Origin of the sequence: uncultured Roseibium sp. (assembly GCF_963675095.2) — a bacterium.
Lineage (GTDB): Bacteria > Pseudomonadota > Alphaproteobacteria > Rhizobiales > Stappiaceae > Roseibium.
Window position 1 is genome coordinate 180,001 of record NZ_CAXXSJ010000056.1, and the last position, 16,268, is coordinate 196,268.

The following is a 16,268-nucleotide window of genomic DNA, read 5'->3' on the forward strand; positions in this document are numbered from 1 at the left end:
ATACGCAGGGGCCCATTCCGAGTCAACAACCTTTGTCAAAAAAGATTCACACAGGCCAAAACCACAAAAAAGCGGCGGGTTTCCGGGCCCTTATCCCGATGGGAAACCCAGCCTGAGGCAATCGAATGGAAAATTTCTGCAAGTTTTTTTTCATGTGCCGAGCGGTGACGGCCGTTTGCCCATAACCATCGGGCCAAAAGCCTGTTTGGAGCGCGCCCTGACAGTAATTCGCAGCGATCGGGAACCGCCGGCAATGAACCTCTCTATATAAAGAGGTCCTCTTTGCGATCTCTGCCCCAGATTGGCCCGATTGTTCGAAAATAAGTCCGTCAGGCTTATGAAGCTGGCAACAAAGACATCTTTACCCGTGCTGCAGATTGACGGATAGCCAACAAAACGGCATTTTTCGCCTGCACCTGTAAATACCGTTTGGATGCGCATGACGATCATTCGACATGTCTTCATGCGACTGCGAGGAACCTGAGCCGCGAAATGCATTTTGGCCCTTTTCATACGCACCACCATTCGACGGTCGATCTCGGTGATATCCCGCCCCTCGTCGTCTATGACGAACGCCAGGTCCTGCCCGATCGGAAAAACGTCTCTCTCCGCTGGCTGACCGGATCGGTGCTGACAGGCATCACGTCTCTCGTACTGATGGGAGGCGCTCTGTTTGCCGCCCTTGACGGACAATACAGCGTCACTGCGGCTCCCAACCCGGACCAGTATGCAGGCAATGCCCAGTTCGCACCGCCATCGGGTGGGCCGGGCACCAAGGGCGACAGGGTGATACGGACCGCAGAGGAATACGCCAACCGGCAGGTCATCCCGGTCAATGTGGTGACACGGGACGGCGAACGGGAACACATTCGGGTTCGACCCTATGTGTTGATCAGTTCCAGCCTCGCGACCCGGAAGAATTCCGAGCTGACCGACGTCATCCCGCCCTTCAACCCGCTCGACATGTTCTCCGATGTTCAGGTCGAACCCAAAAGGCTGGCGACGGAATCCATATTCTCCAACGCCGACTACGGTGCAAAGGTCGAAGGCGAGGTCAGCATCAGCCTGACGTCCTTCCCGGAAGACAGTTCGTCGATCGATCTGGATCAGACGCCTGACGAATCCGAAGTGGAAAAAAGCGTTCGCCAGACCGCGCGTTTCCTCGCGGACAGCACGGTGGAAACGGCGGCAAAATCGATCGTCGATCCGGGCCGCTTCGATTTCAATCTCGCCCGCCAGCCCGAATACGCCCGCCTGGCCGTACGGATCACTCCGGAAAACGTCTCCTTCATTTCCAAACGGGACGACGAAACCCGGTATGCCGGGATGGACGAGAAAATCGTTCCGATCTCCGAAGACAGCGCGATCTCGGATGTCCTTGCGGATAATGACGCGACCCCGCAAGAGGCCGAACTGGTCCAGAACGCCTTCGTCAACACCTATGGCATTGACGCACTGGTCGCTGGCCAACGGCTTCGTATTGCCTATGCGCCGAGCCCGAGGACGGGCCGCATGCGTCCGGAACGCATCAGCCTCTATTCCGATACAGTTCACAAGGCAACGGTCGCACGGTCCGATACAGGCGCCTACGTCAAGGCCAAGGCGCCAACGACTTTCCTGGCCGACGCCTTCGCCGAAGCCGACCGTATTTCCTACGGCGGCCCGACACCGGCGATCTATGACAGTATCTACCAGACGGCCCTCGAGCAGGACATGCCCGAGCCGCTGATCGAGGAACTCATCCGGGTCTTTTCCTTCGACGTCGATTTCAATTCCAGGGTCCAGCCAGGCGACTCGATTGAAGTCTTCTACGCCGACACGGACAAGGACGCCGACAATCCGCCGGAAGTCCTTTATGCTTCGCTCGACACCGGTTCCACGAAACGACGCTTTTACCAATTCCGCACCCCGGATGACGGGGTGATCGATTATTATGATTCCAACGGTCAAAGCGCCCAGAAATTCCTTATGCGCAAACCTGTGCCGGAGGGCCGGTTCCGGTCCGGCTTCGGCATGCGCAAACACCCGATCCACGGCTATTCCAAGATGCACACGGGTGTGGATTGGGCCGCCCAGCGCGGCACGCCGATCATGGCCGCCGGCAACGGCACCGTGATCAAGGCCGGCTGGAGCTCAGGTTACGGCCGCCGGACCGAAATCCGACATGCCAACGGCTATATCACGACCTACAATCACCAGTCCGGTTTCGCCAAAGGCATCCAAGAAGGCGTTCAGGTGCGCCAGGGCCAGATCATCGGCTATGTGGGGTCGACGGGCCTGTCGACCGGTCCCCACCTGCACTACGAGGTCAAGGTCAACGAACGCTATGTGGATCCGATGCGGATTCGCTTGCCCCGTGGCCGTGTGCTCGAAGGTGAGATGCTGGCGCAATTCGAGACCGAGCGCCTCCGCATTGATGCGTTGCTGGATCAGGCACGGCGCCCCTCCAGGGTCGCCTCCGCGATCCAATAGGGCTTCAGTACCGCCGAGCGAAAGCGCTTTGGAAGTAAAAAAGCCGGCCAATCATGGCCGGCTTTTTCGTTTATGTGTGCCGTGATCAGGCCGCAGCAGCGGAACTGTCCCGGGTGGAAAAGATCAACCGATCTCCTCCGGCCGTCGCTTCGACCGTCTGCCCGTCGACGATGTCGCCGGCGAGCAGCTTTTCCGCCAGCGGATCCTGGACCTCCTTCTGGATCACCCGCTTCAGCGGCCGGGCGCCATAGGCCGGATCGTAACCTTTCTGGGCAAGCCAGCCGAGAGCCCCGTCGTCCAGTTTCAGCGCGATCTTGCGGTCGGCCAGAAGGCCACGCAGCCGCTCCAGCTGGATCGCGACGATGTCGGCCATCTGCGAGCGCTGCAGGCGATGGAAAAGAACGATCTCGTCGAGACGGTTCAGGAACTCGGGGCGGAAATGCGCCCGCACCGCGCCCATCACCTGATCCCGGACCGCATCGGAGTCCTCACCTTCCGGCTGGTTGACCAGATATTCCGCACCCAGGTTCGACGTCATGATGATCAGCGTGTTGCGGAAATCCACGGTCCGGCCCTGACCATCGGTCAGACGGCCGTCATCGAGAACCTGCAGCAGCACGTTGAAGACATCGCCATGAGCCTTTTCGACCTCGTCGAAGAGCACCACCTGATACGGCCTGCGGCGGACCGCTTCCGTCAGGACGCCACCTTCCTCATAACCGACATAACCCGGAGGAGCGCCGATCAGCCGGGCTACGGAATGCTTTTCCATGAACTCCGACATGTCGATACGCACCATCGCGCTGTCATCGTCGAACAGGAAGCTTGCCAGCGCCTTCGTCAGTTCGGTCTTGCCGACCCCGGTCGGACCGAGGAACATGAACGAACCGATCGGCCGATTGGGATCCTGCAGTCCGGCGCGGGCCCTGCGAACGGCGGTAGAGACCGCATGAATGGCCTCGGCCTGGCCGACCACGCGGTTTGCCAGAACGTCTTCCATCCGGAGCAGCTTTTCCCGCTCGCCTTCCAGCATCTTGTCGACAGGAATACCGGTCCACTTGGACACCACCTGGGCAATGTGGGTCGGGGCGACCGCCTCATCCACCATGGCGTCACTGTCCTCGGCCTCCTCGGCTTCCGTCAGCTTGCGCTCCAGCTCCGGGATCACGCCATAGGCAAGCTCGCCGGCCTTCGCCAGATCGCCGCGCCGCTGCGCGATTTCCAGATCAATCCGCGCCTGGTCGAGCTGTTCCTTGATCTTCTGCTCAAGGTTCAGCTTTTCCTTTTCCCCCTGCCAGCGGCGGGTCATGGCGTCGGATTCTTCCTCCAGGTTGGACAGCTCCTTTTCGAGCTTCTCCAGCCTGTCCTTGGCGGCCTTGTCGTCTTCCTTCTTCAGCGCCTCGCGCTCGATCTTCAGCTGGATGATCCGGCGGTCGAGTTCGTCCAGTTCTTCCGGCTTGGAATCGACCTGCATGCGCAACCGGCTTGCAGCTTCGTCCACGAGATCGATGGCCTTGTCCGGCAGGAACCGATCGGTGATGTAGCGGTTCGACATGGTCGCGGCCGCGACGATCGCTGAATCGGTGATCCGTACGCCGTGATGCAGCTCGTATTTTTCCTTGATCCCGCGCAGAATGGAGATCGTGTCCTCAACCGTCGGCTCGCTCACGAACACCGGCTGGAACCGGCGGGCCAGGGCAGCGTCCTTTTCCACGTGCTTGCGGTATTCGTCGAGCGTGGTCGCACCCACGCAGTGCAGTTCGCCACGGGCAAGCGCCGGCTTCAGCAGGTTGGAGGCATCCATCGCACCATCCGCCTTGCCGGCACCCACAAGCGTATGCATCTCGTCGATGAACAGGATGATGCCACCGGCAGCCGACTCGACCTCCGATAGGATCGCCTTCAGGCGCTCTTCGAATTCGCCGCGATACTTCGCACCGGCAATCAGCGCACCCATGTCCAGAGCAAGCAGCCGCTTGTCTTTCAAGGATTCCGGAACGTCACCATTGACGATCCGAAGCGCCAGACCTTCCGCGATCGCGGTCTTGCCCACGCCCGGTTCGCCGATCAGAACCGGATTGTTCTTGGTGCGCCGCGACAGGACCTGGATGGTCCTGCGGATTTCCTCGTCGCGGCCGATCACCGGATCGAGCTTGCCGTCGCGAGCGACCTGGGTCAGGTCCCGGGCATATTTCTTCAAGGCTTCATACTGGTTTTCGGCGGTCGCGCTGTCGGCGGTACGCCCCTGACGAAGTGCGTTGATCGCCTCATTCAGGCTGTTCGGCGTCACGCCGGCGTTTTTCAGAAGCTTGCCGGCCTCACAGTCGGCGTCCATCGCCAATGCCAGCAACAGGCGCTCGACGGTCACGAAGCTGTCGCCGGCCTTTTCCGCGATTCTTTCGGCCTGGTCGAAAATACGCGCCGTGGCGGGCGCCAGATAGAGTTGGCCGCTACCGCCGGAAACTTTCGGCATCTTTTCGAGAAGACGTTCGACCTCGGCCTGCGCGACCTTCGCCTGGCCGCCGGCCCGCTCAATTAGTCCGCTGGCCATCCCTTCCGGGTCGTCCAGCAAAACCTTGAGAACATGTTCCGGGGTGAATTGCTGATGACCCTGACCAAGAGCATAGGTCTGAGCCGACTGGACGAAACCACGTGCTCGCTCAGTGTATTTTTCAAAATTCATATTCATCCTCCTTGCCATCTGAACCACCCGAAGCATGGCCGATGATTTCGGAATGCAGATCTTTCATCAAAGCATCTGCGCGGTCTCGTTGAGCCCCGCTCCTCCGATATAGTGTTGCAAAATGACAACAAAAGAGGGGGCGACGAAATTTTGCGTCTCGACTAGGACAAAAGAAAACGGCGCCCTCAAGGACGCCGTTTTAAATCGCTCAGCTTGATCGGGGCTGACCTTATTCGCCAGCCGCGACAGCCTCTGCATCGGTGCCTTCTTCGGCCGGCTTGGCTCTGCGCGTGCGCGGTGCGCGACGGGCTCTCGGCTTGGGCGCCTCTTCATCGTCGCTCTGGCCAGCTGCCTCTTCAGGAGCAGCATTCGCTTCGCCAGCGGTTTCAGCCGACTCGGACTTGGCGCCACGACCGCGTGTGCCGCGTGCACGCCGGCGGGGCTTGGTATCCTCATCGTTTTCCGAACCGCCTTCGGCGGCATGGCCGTTGACCTGGCCGGACCGGTCGATAAGCGGCATGTTCTCGATATACGGCTGCGGGCTGTCTTCACCCATCATATCGCCGGAGGCTGGCGCCACCTGGTCGCGCCGATCGGCCGAACCATTTCCGCCGGAACCGGAAACGACAACATCCTGGTCATCGTCACTATCCGAACGGTTGCTCTGCACGGCCGGCTGCAGATGTGCCTGGGCCGCAGCAACAATTCGCAGATAATGCTCTGCATGCTGGAAATAGTTTTCAGACATGATCCGATCGCCGGAAGCCTGCGCATCCCGAGCGAGCTGCTGGTACTTTTCTGCAATGTGCAGTGCAGTTCCGCGGATCTTGACGTCCGGGCCATTCGATTCATAGCTCCGGCTTAACGGATTCGGCCCTTTGCGGCCGCGCCCACGCATGCGCTTGTTGTTTTGATTTCCTGGTCTCATCCTGCCGTTTTCTCTTAAAGAACGGCGGCCTGCTTAACGCCGGCCCATCATCGGGTTTCTATAAAACCGATACGAAATAAACGCCGAAACCAACCGTGAAGGTCAGCGCCTGTCATTTGAAACGACCACACAAGTTCTGTCCTACCGGTCAGCAACCGATGCACTCGCTGGTTTCTGCGACAGTCCGAAAGTCCGGGTCATCCTTTGCGCAACGAATTCCAAAACGCTCAAGCGTCTGTCCCCACGTTGCCGGATGGGCGTGCTCCGCAATTTGCTGATCACTTGTTCCGGTCTCGGCGAGGTGAACCTAACCGTTTCTGTCCGGATTTCCAAGCGGTTTTTCGCCACAGGCTTAAAACGCCTGTTTTTTGTTTCGCTTTGCAACAAGAACCCGGTCGTTTCCGCCAAGATCCTGAATGATTTCAATAGCAAAAACCCGTAGTCGCCGAGAAGCGACGCAACGGAGTCCGCCTGGTCGAAGCCGATTTCAAGGGCGATTCGCCCGTTAACGCTAAGGCAGTTTTTGGCCTGCGTAATGATTGAGCGATAGGCATCCAGACCATCGATTCCCCCGTCCAAAGCCCGTCGGGGATCATGATCGCGCACTTCCCGGCCAAGCCCCTCGACCACCGCGGATGCGATATAGGGCGGATTGCTGATGATCCAGTCGAACCCGGGCCCAAGGGCGGCACAATAGTCCCCGCGAACGCAGAGCAAGCGGTTGGCAACGCCGATCCTTGCGGCATTCTCAGCCGCACACTGCAGCGCACCTTCTGAAATATCGACAGCCACTCCCAGGCTGTCTGTGCGTTCGGACAACAGCGCGACTGCGATCGCCCCGGTGCCGGTGCCGATATCGGCAAAGACAAAGCGTTTGTCTGCCGGCGTCCGCTCAAGAACCGCCTCGACCAGCGTTTCCGTGTCCGGCCGAGGCTCCAGCGTCTCCGCATTGAGGCCGAATTCCAGGCCCCAGAATTCCCGATGCCCGAGAATGCGCCCGACCGGCATGCCGGATAACCGCTTTTCGCAATACACCCTTGCCTTGCCGCACGCTTTGGCCGAAGCCTCATCATCGGTGTACAGAATGACCGCCGACACATCCAGATCCAGAGCATCGGCAACCAGAAACCGCGCATCGAGATCGGCGGTCTCAAGGCCTTTATCGCGAAACCGGTCCCTGAGTTCACGAACGAGGGCGCCGATCTTCATCGTCAGACTTCTTCGGCGGCAAGCAGCGAGGCCTGGTGATCCATGATCAGGGCGTCGATCACCTCGTCCAGCGCCTCGCCTGAAATGATCTGGTCCAGCTTGTAGAGCGTCAGGCCGATCCGGTGGTCGGTGACCCGGCCTTGCGGAAAATTATAGGTTCTGATCCGTTCAGAACGGTCGCCCGAACCGACCTGAAGCCTGCGGGCCTCTGTGCGCTCGCTCGCAGCGCGTTCGCGCTCCTCATCGTAGATCCTGGCCCTTAGAAGCTGCATGGCCCGGGCCTTGTTCTTGTGCTGGGACCGCTCATCCTGGACCGCGACGACGATCCCGGTCGGAATGTGAGTGATGCGAACCGCCGAGTCCGTCGTGTTCACGTGCTGCCCGCCCGCACCGGAAGCCCGGAACGTATCGATGCGCAGATCGCTGTCCTGGATATCGACATCCACGTCTTCAGCCTGGGGCAGCACGGCAACGGTCGCCGCAGACGTATGGATCCGGCCACCCGATTCGGTGGCCGGCACCCGCTGAACCCGGTGGACGCCGGATTCGAATTTCAGGCGCGCAAAAACGCTTTCGCCGGAAACGGCGGCAATGATTTCCTTGTAGCCGCCAACCTCGCCTTCGCTGGCCGACAGGACCTCCACCTTCCAGCCGTGCAGTTCCGCATAGCGCTGGTACATGCGGAACAGGTCACCGGCAAAGAGCGCGGCCTCGTCTCCGCCGGTCCCGGCCCGCACTTCCAGAATGGCATCGTTGGTATCCGCGGCATCCTTCGGCAGCAGCCCGATCCGGACATCCTGGGTCAGGGTTTCAAGATTTTCCTCAAGTTCGTCCCGTTCGGCTTCCGCGAGTTCGCGCATTTCCGGATCCGTATCCGGATCAGACAGCATCGCTTCGGCGTCCGCCAGGTCGTCCTGAGCCTTCAGATAGGTCCGGATCTTGAAAATCAGCGGTTCCAACCCGGCATATTCCCGGGACAATCTCACATAGGTCTGCGGGTCCGGGTTGGCGGACATCTGGTGCTCGATCTCGGCGAACCGGTCCAACAATGTATCAAGCTTGTTACGCGCCAGCATGAGCGCCTGTCTCCTTCAAGGCCTTTGACAAGCAGGCCTGATTGATCTTGAAAACGTAGCTAAAGCGCCACGTCCATATCGGACGCAAAACGCAGCAGGAATTCGCGGATGTTCGTTTCCGGATGGCCGGGCTCCAGGCGCGGCAGAAGCCGGGCCGATAGCCGTCCGGCATCGAGCGAACGCAGCATCGCCTTCACCGGTCCCAGCGAAGCCGGCGACATGGAAAGGTCCCGATATCCAAGGCCGATGAGGGCCATGGCTTCCAGCGGACGCCCAGCAAGTTCGCCGCACAGGGTGACCGGTACATGGGGCCTTATTTGCCGCATCCACAATGGTCTTGAGCGCCCTCAGGAAGGCCAGGTTGATGGGATCGAACCGGTCGGCCACCCGCGTATTGCCCCGATCGACCGCGCAGAAGAACTGGAACAGGTCGTTGGACCCGACCGAGACGAAGTCGACATGGTGCAGAAGTTCGTCCAGCTGGAACAGGAGCGACGGCACCTCGATCATCACCCCGAGCCGGATGTTTTCCGGAACCCCGTGATCGTGGCGCCGGAGATGCTTGATCTCGCGCTCCACCAGGCTCTTGGCCTTCAGGAACTCGTCCACCTGCGCGACCATGGGGAACATCAGCTTCAGCTCGCGGCCGGCGGCCGCCTTGAGCAGCGCCCGCATCTGCGTCCGCAGCAATCCGGGCCGGTCAAGTCCGAGACGCAGGGCGCGCCAGCCCATTGCCGGGTTCTCTTCCTGAATGGAACGCAGATAGGGCAGCACCTTGTCGCCGCCGATATCGAGCGAGCGGAAGGTGATCGGTTTCCCGTCCGCGGCATCGAGCACCTGCTCGTATTGCGCCTGCTGCTCCCGCATACGGGGGAACGACGAGGCGACCATGAACTGCAGTTCGGTCCGGAACAACCCGACGCCCACCGCCCCTGCTTCCACCAGATGCGGCAGGTCGACCAGAAGTCCGGCATTCATTTGCAGGGAGATCTCGACCCCGTCCTTGGTGACGGACGGCTTGTTGCGCAGGCGCCTGTATTGCGCCTGGCGCCGTGCCCGGAACCGGACCTTTTCGGCATAGGCGTTCTCGACATCCGTCGCCGGACGCAGATAGACCTCGCCGGCCTCGCCGTCGACGATGATGGCATCGGCCGCATCCGCCAGGCTGACGATATCCTCCACCTGACCGACGGTGGGAATCCCCAGTGCCCGGGCGACGATGGTCACATGGCTGGTCGGCCCACCCTCTTCCAGAACCAGACCGCGAATCCGGTCGCGGCCGTAGTCGAGCAGTTCCGCGGCCCCCATGTTGCGGGCCACGATGATGGCATCCTGTGGCAATTCCGAGGAAAGCGGACCATGCTGGCGCCCCATCAGCTCGCGGATCAGGCGATGGGCAAGATCGTCCAGATCATGCAGCCGCTCACGCAGATAGGGGTCGGTCTGGCGCAGCATGCGTGCGCGCATGTCGCTCTGGACCTTTTCGACCGCCGCTTCGGCCGTCAGGCCGTTGCGGATCGCCTCTTCGATCTTGCGGATCCAGCCCCGGTCGTTGGCAAACATGCGGTAAGCTTCGAGCACGTCCCTGTGCTCGCCCATCGCCGCCATGTCGCCGCTGGACAGGAGATCGTCGATGGAAAGGCGCAACCTGTTGATGGCCGCTTCGAGCCGGTGACTTTCCTTGTCCGTGTCTTCGGCAATCAGGTTGGTGACCACGACCCGCGGTTCATGCAGCACAACATGACCGAGACCGACACCTTCGGAAAGCGGAACCCCGATCGCGTGAATCGGACGCGACAGATCGAGACCGGTTCCTTTCTGGGCAATCGCCTCGAGTTCGCCGGCGGCGACCATTTCGGCAATGACCATTGCAGTGGTCTGCATCGCCTCGACCTCGTCCTCGAGGTAGGTCCGGTGCGATTTGTTCTGCACGACAAGGACGCCGAGCGTCCGGCCGGCGCGCAGGATCGGCACGCCGAGAAAGGAATTGTATTCCTCCTCGCCCGTTTCCGGCAGATAGGCAAAGCCCGGATGGGCGCGCGCATTGGGCAGGTTCAGCGGGCGCGCTTCCGCCGCGATCAGACCGACGAGGCCTTGCCCGACCCGGAGCGACGCCTGGTGGACCGCTTCGGCCTTCAGACCTTCCGTGGCATAGAGTTCCAGAACTCCATCAGCCCGCAGGATATAGACGGAGCACACCTCGGCGACCACATTCGCCGCGATCAGGACCACAATCTTGTCGAGCCGCTCCTGCGCCGTGATCGGCTCCGCCATGACCTCGCGGAGCCTGCGAAGCAGCAGGCGCGGACCGGCCAGGTTGCTGCGCATCGCCTACCCCGTCAGGTTCGCATTATCGGCAAACGAAAGGCCTTTTCGGCCCCCCTGCCTGAATCGGACCGTTCTATCCGTCCAATCCGTATAGCGAATGGAGAGTCCTGACTGCAAGTTCCGTATAGGCAGAATCGATCAGGACGGAAATCTTGATTTCCGATGTCGTAATGGCGCGGATGTTGATGCCTTTTTCCGCAAGCGCGCGGAAACACTGGGCGGCAATACCCGCATGAGAGCGCATACCGATGCCGATGACCGACACTTTGACCACATCCGTGGCACCTTCCAGATTCTGGAAGCCAATGGCGTCCCGGTTCTCTTCCAGAACCTTGATCGCGCGCTGGTAGTCGGTTTCCGGCACGGTGAAGGTGATGTCCGTCGTCTTGCCGTCCGGCGAGATGTTCTGGACAATCATGTCGACGTTGATATGGGCCTCGGCCAGCGGACCGAAGACCGAATGGGCAACGCCCGGCTTGTCGGCCACGTCACGAATCGAAATCTGGGCTTCGTCTTTGGCAAAAGCGATGCCGGTCACAACTTGCTGTTCCACGAGTTCGTCCTCGTCGCAAATAAGGGTTCCAGGGGGAAGATTGCCGATGCCGATCTGCGGCGCATCCGGGTCGTCGAAGCTGGAGCGCACGAAGGTGCGCACGCCATGGACCATGGCCATTTCTACTGAGCGAACCTGCAGCACCTTTGCGCCGAGCGAGGCCATTTCCAGCATTTCCTCGAAGGAGATCCGGTCGAGCCGCTTCGCCTTGGGCACGATGCGCGGATCTGTCGTGTAGACCCCGTCCACATCGGTATAGATATCGCAGCGATCGGCCTTGATCGCGGCCGCAATCGCCACCGCGCTCGTATCGGAGCCGCCGCGGCCGAGCGTCGAGATCCGGTTGTCCGGCGAAATCCCCTGGAAACCGGCGCAGACGGCGACCTGCCCCTGGGAAATCCGCTCGATCAGCAGGCTTCCGTCGATATCTGTGATCCGGGCTGCGCCATGGCTCGCATCGGTCTTGATCGGGATCTGCCAGCCTTGCCAGGACCGGGCATTGACGCCCATGTCCTGAAGCACGATTGCCAGGAGGCCCGAGGTCACCTGTTCGCCGGAAGCGACGACGGCGTCATACTCCCGGGCATCGTGAAGGGGGGAGGCGTCCCGGCAGAAGTCCACCAGCTTGTTTGTCTGGCCGGCCATGGCGGAGACGACCACCGCCACCTCGTGCCCGGCATCGACTTCCCGTTTCACATGTCGGGCCACATTTCGAATGCGGTCCAGGTCGGCAACCGAGGTGCCGCCAAATTTCATTACCAGTCGCGCCATAGTGGTCGTAGTCTTTTCATGAAAGGAACGAGAGCGCTGACCGCGCCCGGCGGATCGGGCGACACACATACAGGCAGAGGTCTTTCGCCGCAACAGGGCGTCTTGACAAAACGTGTCCGAGCTTCAAGTTCTCGACCAGAGTAAAGGCAGTCAGGCAGTATCCTGAGGAAAGGAACCGATATGAGTGACGCGACCGCCCAGAGCGCCCGAAACCCCGGGAGCGCCGGCACCGTCGATGATGCGGAAGTCGCCCGGTTTTCCGCAATGGCGGCCGACTGGTGGGATCCGACCGGCAAATTTCGTCCCCTGCACAAGTTCAGCCCGGTTCGTCTTGCCTATATCAAGGAAACCGTCTGCGAAAAATTCGGCCGCGACCCGAAATCACCCGAGGCCTTCAAGGGGCTGCGCTTTCTCGACATCGGTTGCGGCGGTGGCCTCCTGAGCGAACCCATGGCCCGCCTTGGGGCCGACGTCGTAGGCGCCGATCCCTCGACGACGAATATTGAGATTGCGAAACTGCACATGCAGAGTTCCGGGCTGGAGATCGACTACCGGGCGCAGACGGCCGAAGAGCTTGCAGCCGCGGGCGAAACCTTCGACGTCGTCTTTAACATGGAAGTGATCGAACATGTCGCCGATGTGCCGTTGTTCCTGGCGGAAACGGCGAAAATGGTCCGCCCCGGCGGCCTGATGTTTGTTGCGACAATCAATCGTACGCTGAAAGCCTACGCGCTTGCGATTGTCGGCGCCGAATATGTCCTGCGCTGGTTGCCGAAAGGAACCCACAGCTTCGACAAATTGGTACGGCCCGCGGAAATCGAGGCGCCTCTGAGCGAGGCGGGCATGCGGATCATCGATCGCTGCGGCGTCAGCTACAATCCGCTTGCCGACACATGGGGCCGGTCACGGGATATGGATGTGAACTATATGCTTCTGGCCGAACGGCCTGAAGCCTGAAAACCCAAACCTGAAAACCGAAACCTGAGGGCGGAAAGCCGATGGAACCGATCGTTTTTGTGCCGGGCCTCCCTGTGCACCGAGCTGCTCTATACGCCGCAGATCGTCGCCTTTTCCGACAGGCCGCTGATGATTGCAGATCACCGGCAGCACGATACCATCCCCGCGATCGCGGCAAGCATTCTGGAACAGGCTCCGGAGAAATTCTCCCTCGCTGGACTTTCCATGGGCGGCTACATTGCCATGGAAATCATGCGGACCGCGCCTGAACGGGTAAGCCGCCTGGCCCTGCTCGACACCAATGCGCGCGCGGATACGCCGGACCAGACCGAGCGGCGCGAGTTCCTGATCGACCTGACCCGGAAAAGGGATTTCAAGAAGGTTCCGCACCTGCTTTATCCGGGTTTCGTCCATGAAAGCCGGGAAGATGACGAGGAGCTGAAGGCCATCGTAGTCGAAATGGCCATGGACACAGGTCCGGACGCCTTCATCCGGCAGATGACGGCCCTGATCCGGCGCGATGACTCCCGTCCCACGCTTCACGAGATCAAATGCCCGACGCTGGTCCTGGTCGGCGATGGCGACCGGCTGACGCCCCCCGACCTCGCCCGGGAAATTCACGGCCTGATCCCGGGCAGCCGGCTGGCGGTCATCGAAGGCTCCGGCCATCTGTCGACCCTGGAAGAGCCCGCGGCGGTGACCGCGGAACTGGCGCGCTGGCTTTCGGAGTAAAGCCCGGAGTTCAGCTTATGCGAACATAGGTTCCCGGCGCGTCGCCAAGCACGCCATAGCCCTTGTCTTCGTTCCCCATGGGCGGCAGATCGCCCGGTTTGCCGGACCGGTGATTGAGCCAGTCCGACCAGGCTTCCCACCAGGAGCCTTCGCACAGATTGGCGCGTTCCTTCCAGGTTCCGGCATCGATATAGCCGTCATGCTCGGGCGTGGTCATGATCCGGTAATGGCGGTGCTTGTGGCCCGGTTCACTGACAATGCCCGCATTGTGCCCGCCGGCGGTCAGAACAAAGGTCACTTCCGAATCCGCCAGATGGACGATTTTGTAGACCGAACGCCAGGGCGCCACGTGGTCGTGTTCGGTCCCGACCGCGAAGATCGGCACCTGGATGTCCTCGACCGAAACCGGCTGGCCATCGACCTCGTATCGCCCTTCGGCAAAATCATTGTGCAGGAAAAGCTCGGTCAGATACTGCGAATGCATCTTGTAGGGCATGCGCGTTCCGTCCGCGTTCCATGCCATCAGATCGAACATGGGTGCCCGTTCGCCCAGAAGATATTCGCGCACCCCTTTCGACCAGATCAGATCGTTGGACCTGAGCAGCTGGAAAGCCCCCGACATCTGGTTGGTATCCAGGAAACCCTGTTCCCACATCATGTCTTCCAGGAACGAGACCTCGCTCTCGTCGATGAACAGGGTCAGTTCCCCGGCCTCGGTGAAATCGGTCTGGGCCGCGAACAGGGACAGGCTGGCGACATGGTGCCCGCCATTGTGCATCATGCCGGCAACCGCGATGGATAGCAGCGTACCTCCCAGGCAGTAACCCGCCATATGGGCCTTGTCCGCACCCGTGATGGCGAGCGCCGCATCCAGCGCCGCCTTGACCCCGAGCTTGCGGTAGTCCTCCATGCCCAGATCCCGGTCTTCCCGGCCCGGGTTTTTCCAGGAAATCATGAAGACCGTGTAGCCTTCGCTCAGGAGATAGCGCACCAGCGAGTTCTGTTCCGACAGGTCGAGAATGTAATATTTCATGATCCAGGCGGGCACGATCACGACCGGTTCCGGCCGGACCTTGTCCGTTGTCGGCGTGTACTGGATCAGCTCGATCAGCCGGTTTCGGTAGACGACCTTGCCGGGCGTGTTCGCCAGATTGCCGCCGACCTCGAAGTCCTCCAGCCCCGCCGGCGGCAGATGCCGGCTCTGGCGGTCCAGGTCCTCGGTGAAGTGTTGAGCCCCCTGAATGAGGTTCATCCCCGCTTCCTTGACCGTCCGCTCGATCACTTCCGGATTGGTCCAGAAGAAATTGGAAGGGGAGAAAAAGTCCAGGATCTGCCGGGTCGTGAAGTCAACCACCTTCTCGTGATGAGCAGTCACGCCCCGAACGTCGGTCATGGCGTTGTACCACCACTGCTGGCCGAGCAGGAAGCTTTGGGAATAAAGGTTGAAGGGAAACTTCTCCCACCCCGGATGATCGAACCGGTGGTCCTGCGGCAGGGGCTCGATACAGCGCTCGCCATCGCCATGGGTCGCGCAGACCCCGGCCGAGAAGCGCAGCAGCCGCTGCCACTTGGTCCAGGCCTTTTCGACAAGCCGCCCCTGTTTGCCGGGCGACATGGCCAGATGCAGTGCCCAGTCCATATAGGCGCTCCACAAGGCGGCAGGAGAAATGCCCATGGTGGTGCGGGCGATGGTTGCCCGTGTCGCCCGATCCATCAGTTCCGCGAATGCGGTCACCGAATAGCTGTCCTCGACGGCCTCCAGATCCGGTTCGATGTCCAGCTGGAAGGGTTCGAGCAGGGACTTGTTGCTGTCCTGTTTGCGGGAGGCAGACTTGGATTTATCAGGCTTTACGGGCATCGCGCCCTCCGTACCTCTGGTGTCGACCAGGGAAATTTTGTCATCACAAGCGCGAAATTTCCCTTAAAATCGTCACAACTCTATGACGTAGATCAATTAGGGTGCATTGCAATAATGTTAATAGCTAGGCAAGGTAAAAAGCCGGCTAATGATCAGGTTCGACTGGACCGCAGGCATCCTTGCTTCAACTCTCTTCAACAGCAAAGGGGAACGTCATGTCGGGAAAGACCACACCAGCACCATTCGATCTCACCAAGATGATGATGCCCGCGTTTTCCAACTGGGCCTTCGCCGAGCGGGAAGACAGGCTCGAGGAAAAGACCTTCGAAGGCATCCAGCATGCCCAGCGCGCGGTCTGGGAGCAGGCCGAGAAGGCGCTGGACGATCACATGAACTTCGTCAGCCACCGGCTGCATGAGGACTTCGAATGCGCCAAGGCATTGGGCGAATGCACGATGCCCGACCAGGCCTTTGCCACCCTGCAGACCTTCTACACGAAAATGGCCGACGAATATCAAAGCCATTTCACCAAGCAGATCGAACTGTTTCAAAGCGGTCTGAACAAAGGCATGGCGACCGTGGAAGAACTCAGCGAGACCGCGATGGAAACCGTCTCCGAACTGACCCATGCCGCGGAAGAAAGCATGGAGGAAGCCACCAAGCCGGTTTCCCGCAGGAAGACAACGGCCAGCAAAGGCTGA

At 60.6% G+C, this 16,268-nt stretch carries 11 protein-coding genes and 1 pseudogene; 4 read left to right on the top strand and 8 right to left on the bottom strand.

Features of this window, described 5'->3' with window-relative positions; translation table 11 throughout:
• Positions 1-150 precede the first annotated feature (150 nt).
• Entirely contained in the window at positions 151-450 is a 300-nt protein-coding gene (locus ABIN98_RS22215) for a hypothetical protein (RefSeq protein WP_346913222.1), read from the bottom strand.
• A gap of 42 nt (positions 451-492) precedes the next feature.
• Between ABIN98_RS22215 and ABIN98_RS22220 the strand changes: the two genes are divergently transcribed.
• Positions 493-2,472 carry a M23 family metallopeptidase gene (locus ABIN98_RS22220; RefSeq protein ID WP_346913224.1) on the top strand — a complete coding sequence of 660 codons (1,980 nt, stop codon included), beginning with the start codon at positions 493-495 and terminating at the stop codon, positions 2,470-2,472.
• Positions 2,473-2,557: 85 nt separating this feature from the next.
• Here the strand turns inward: ABIN98_RS22220 and clpB are convergent, their stop codons facing one another.
• The 6 genes and pseudogenes from clpB to ABIN98_RS22250 form a co-directional block, all read right to left on the bottom strand.
• Positions 2,558-5,155, bottom strand: a complete 2,598-nt coding sequence (gene clpB / locus ABIN98_RS22225) for an ATP-dependent chaperone ClpB (protein ID WP_346913226.1) — start codon at positions 5,153-5,155, stop codon at positions 2,558-2,560.
• 229 nt (positions 5,156-5,384) lie between these two features.
• Positions 5,385-6,083 carry a DUF4167 domain-containing protein gene (locus tag ABIN98_RS22230; protein WP_346913228.1) on the bottom strand — a complete coding sequence of 233 codons (699 nt, stop codon included), beginning with the start codon at positions 6,081-6,083 and terminating at the stop codon, positions 5,385-5,387.
• Between the two features lie 141 nt (positions 6,084-6,224).
• Complete coding sequence (gene prmC / locus ABIN98_RS22235) at positions 6,225-7,292, bottom strand: peptide chain release factor N(5)-glutamine methyltransferase (protein WP_346913230.1); 1,068 nt, start codon at positions 7,290-7,292, stop codon at positions 6,225-6,227.
• Between the two features lie 2 nt (positions 7,293-7,294).
• Entirely contained in the window at positions 7,295-8,368 is a 1,074-nt protein-coding gene (gene prfA, locus ABIN98_RS22240; RefSeq protein WP_346913232.1) for a peptide chain release factor 1, read from the bottom strand.
• A 59-nt stretch (positions 8,369-8,427) separates the two neighbouring features.
• Positions 8,428-10,696: pseudogene (gene ptsP / locus ABIN98_RS22245) on the bottom strand (phosphoenolpyruvate--protein phosphotransferase).
• A gap of 73 nt (positions 10,697-10,769) precedes the next feature.
• Complete coding sequence (locus ABIN98_RS22250; RefSeq protein ID WP_346913234.1) at positions 10,770-12,020, bottom strand: aspartate kinase; 1,251 nt, start codon at positions 12,018-12,020, stop codon at positions 10,770-10,772.
• 180 nt (positions 12,021-12,200) lie between these two features.
• Between ABIN98_RS22250 and ubiG the strand changes: the two genes are divergently transcribed.
• Both ubiG and ABIN98_RS22260 read left to right on the top strand, forming a co-directional pair.
• Positions 12,201-12,977, top strand: coding sequence for a bifunctional 2-polyprenyl-6-hydroxyphenol methylase/3-demethylubiquinol 3-O-methyltransferase UbiG (ubiG, locus tag ABIN98_RS22255; protein WP_346913236.1), 777 nt, complete (start codon positions 12,201-12,203; stop codon positions 12,975-12,977).
• Positions 12,978-13,034: 57 nt separating this feature from the next.
• Positions 13,035-13,709, top strand: a complete 675-nt coding sequence (locus ABIN98_RS22260) for an alpha/beta fold hydrolase (RefSeq protein ID WP_346913238.1) — start codon at positions 13,035-13,037, stop codon at positions 13,707-13,709.
• Positions 13,710-13,719: 10 nt separating this feature from the next.
• Here the strand turns inward: ABIN98_RS22260 and ABIN98_RS22265 are convergent, their stop codons facing one another.
• A complete protein-coding gene (locus ABIN98_RS22265; protein WP_346913240.1) occupies positions 13,720-15,567 on the bottom strand; it encodes an alpha/beta fold hydrolase in 1,848 nt (615 codons plus the stop codon).
• Positions 15,568-15,782: 215 nt separating this feature from the next.
• Between ABIN98_RS22265 and ABIN98_RS22270 the strand changes: the two genes are divergently transcribed.
• Positions 15,783-16,268: a phasin family protein gene (locus ABIN98_RS22270; RefSeq protein ID WP_346913242.1), complete on the top strand. Its 486-nt coding sequence runs from the start codon at positions 15,783-15,785 to the stop codon at positions 16,266-16,268.

Coding starts and splice junctions, on each gene's coding strand:
- prfA (WP_346913232.1), bottom strand. CDS start 8,368: ATGCTGGCGCGTAACAAGCTTGATACATTGTTGGACCGGTTCGCCGAG.
- ubiG (WP_346913236.1), top strand. CDS start 12,201: ATGAGTGACGCGACCGCCCAGAGCGCCCGAAACCCCGGGAGCGCCGGC.
- ABIN98_RS22215 (WP_346913222.1), bottom strand. CDS start 450: ATGATCGTCATGCGCATCCAAACGGTATTTACAGGTGCAGGCGAAAAA.
- ABIN98_RS22250 (WP_346913234.1), bottom strand. CDS start 12,020: ATGGCGCGACTGGTAATGAAATTTGGCGGCACCTCGGTTGCCGACCTG.
- ABIN98_RS22220 (WP_346913224.1), top strand. CDS start 493: ATGCATTTTGGCCCTTTTCATACGCACCACCATTCGACGGTCGATCTC.
- ABIN98_RS22265 (WP_346913240.1), bottom strand. CDS start 15,567: ATGCCCGTAAAGCCTGATAAATCCAAGTCTGCCTCCCGCAAACAGGAC.
- prmC (WP_346913230.1), bottom strand. CDS start 7,292: ATGAAGATCGGCGCCCTCGTTCGTGAACTCAGGGACCGGTTTCGCGAT.
- ABIN98_RS22270 (WP_346913242.1), top strand. CDS start 15,783: ATGTCGGGAAAGACCACACCAGCACCATTCGATCTCACCAAGATGATG.
- ABIN98_RS22230 (WP_346913228.1), bottom strand. CDS start 6,083: ATGAGACCAGGAAATCAAAACAACAAGCGCATGCGTGGGCGCGGCCGC.
- clpB (WP_346913226.1), bottom strand. CDS start 5,155: ATGAATTTTGAAAAATACACTGAGCGAGCACGTGGTTTCGTCCAGTCG.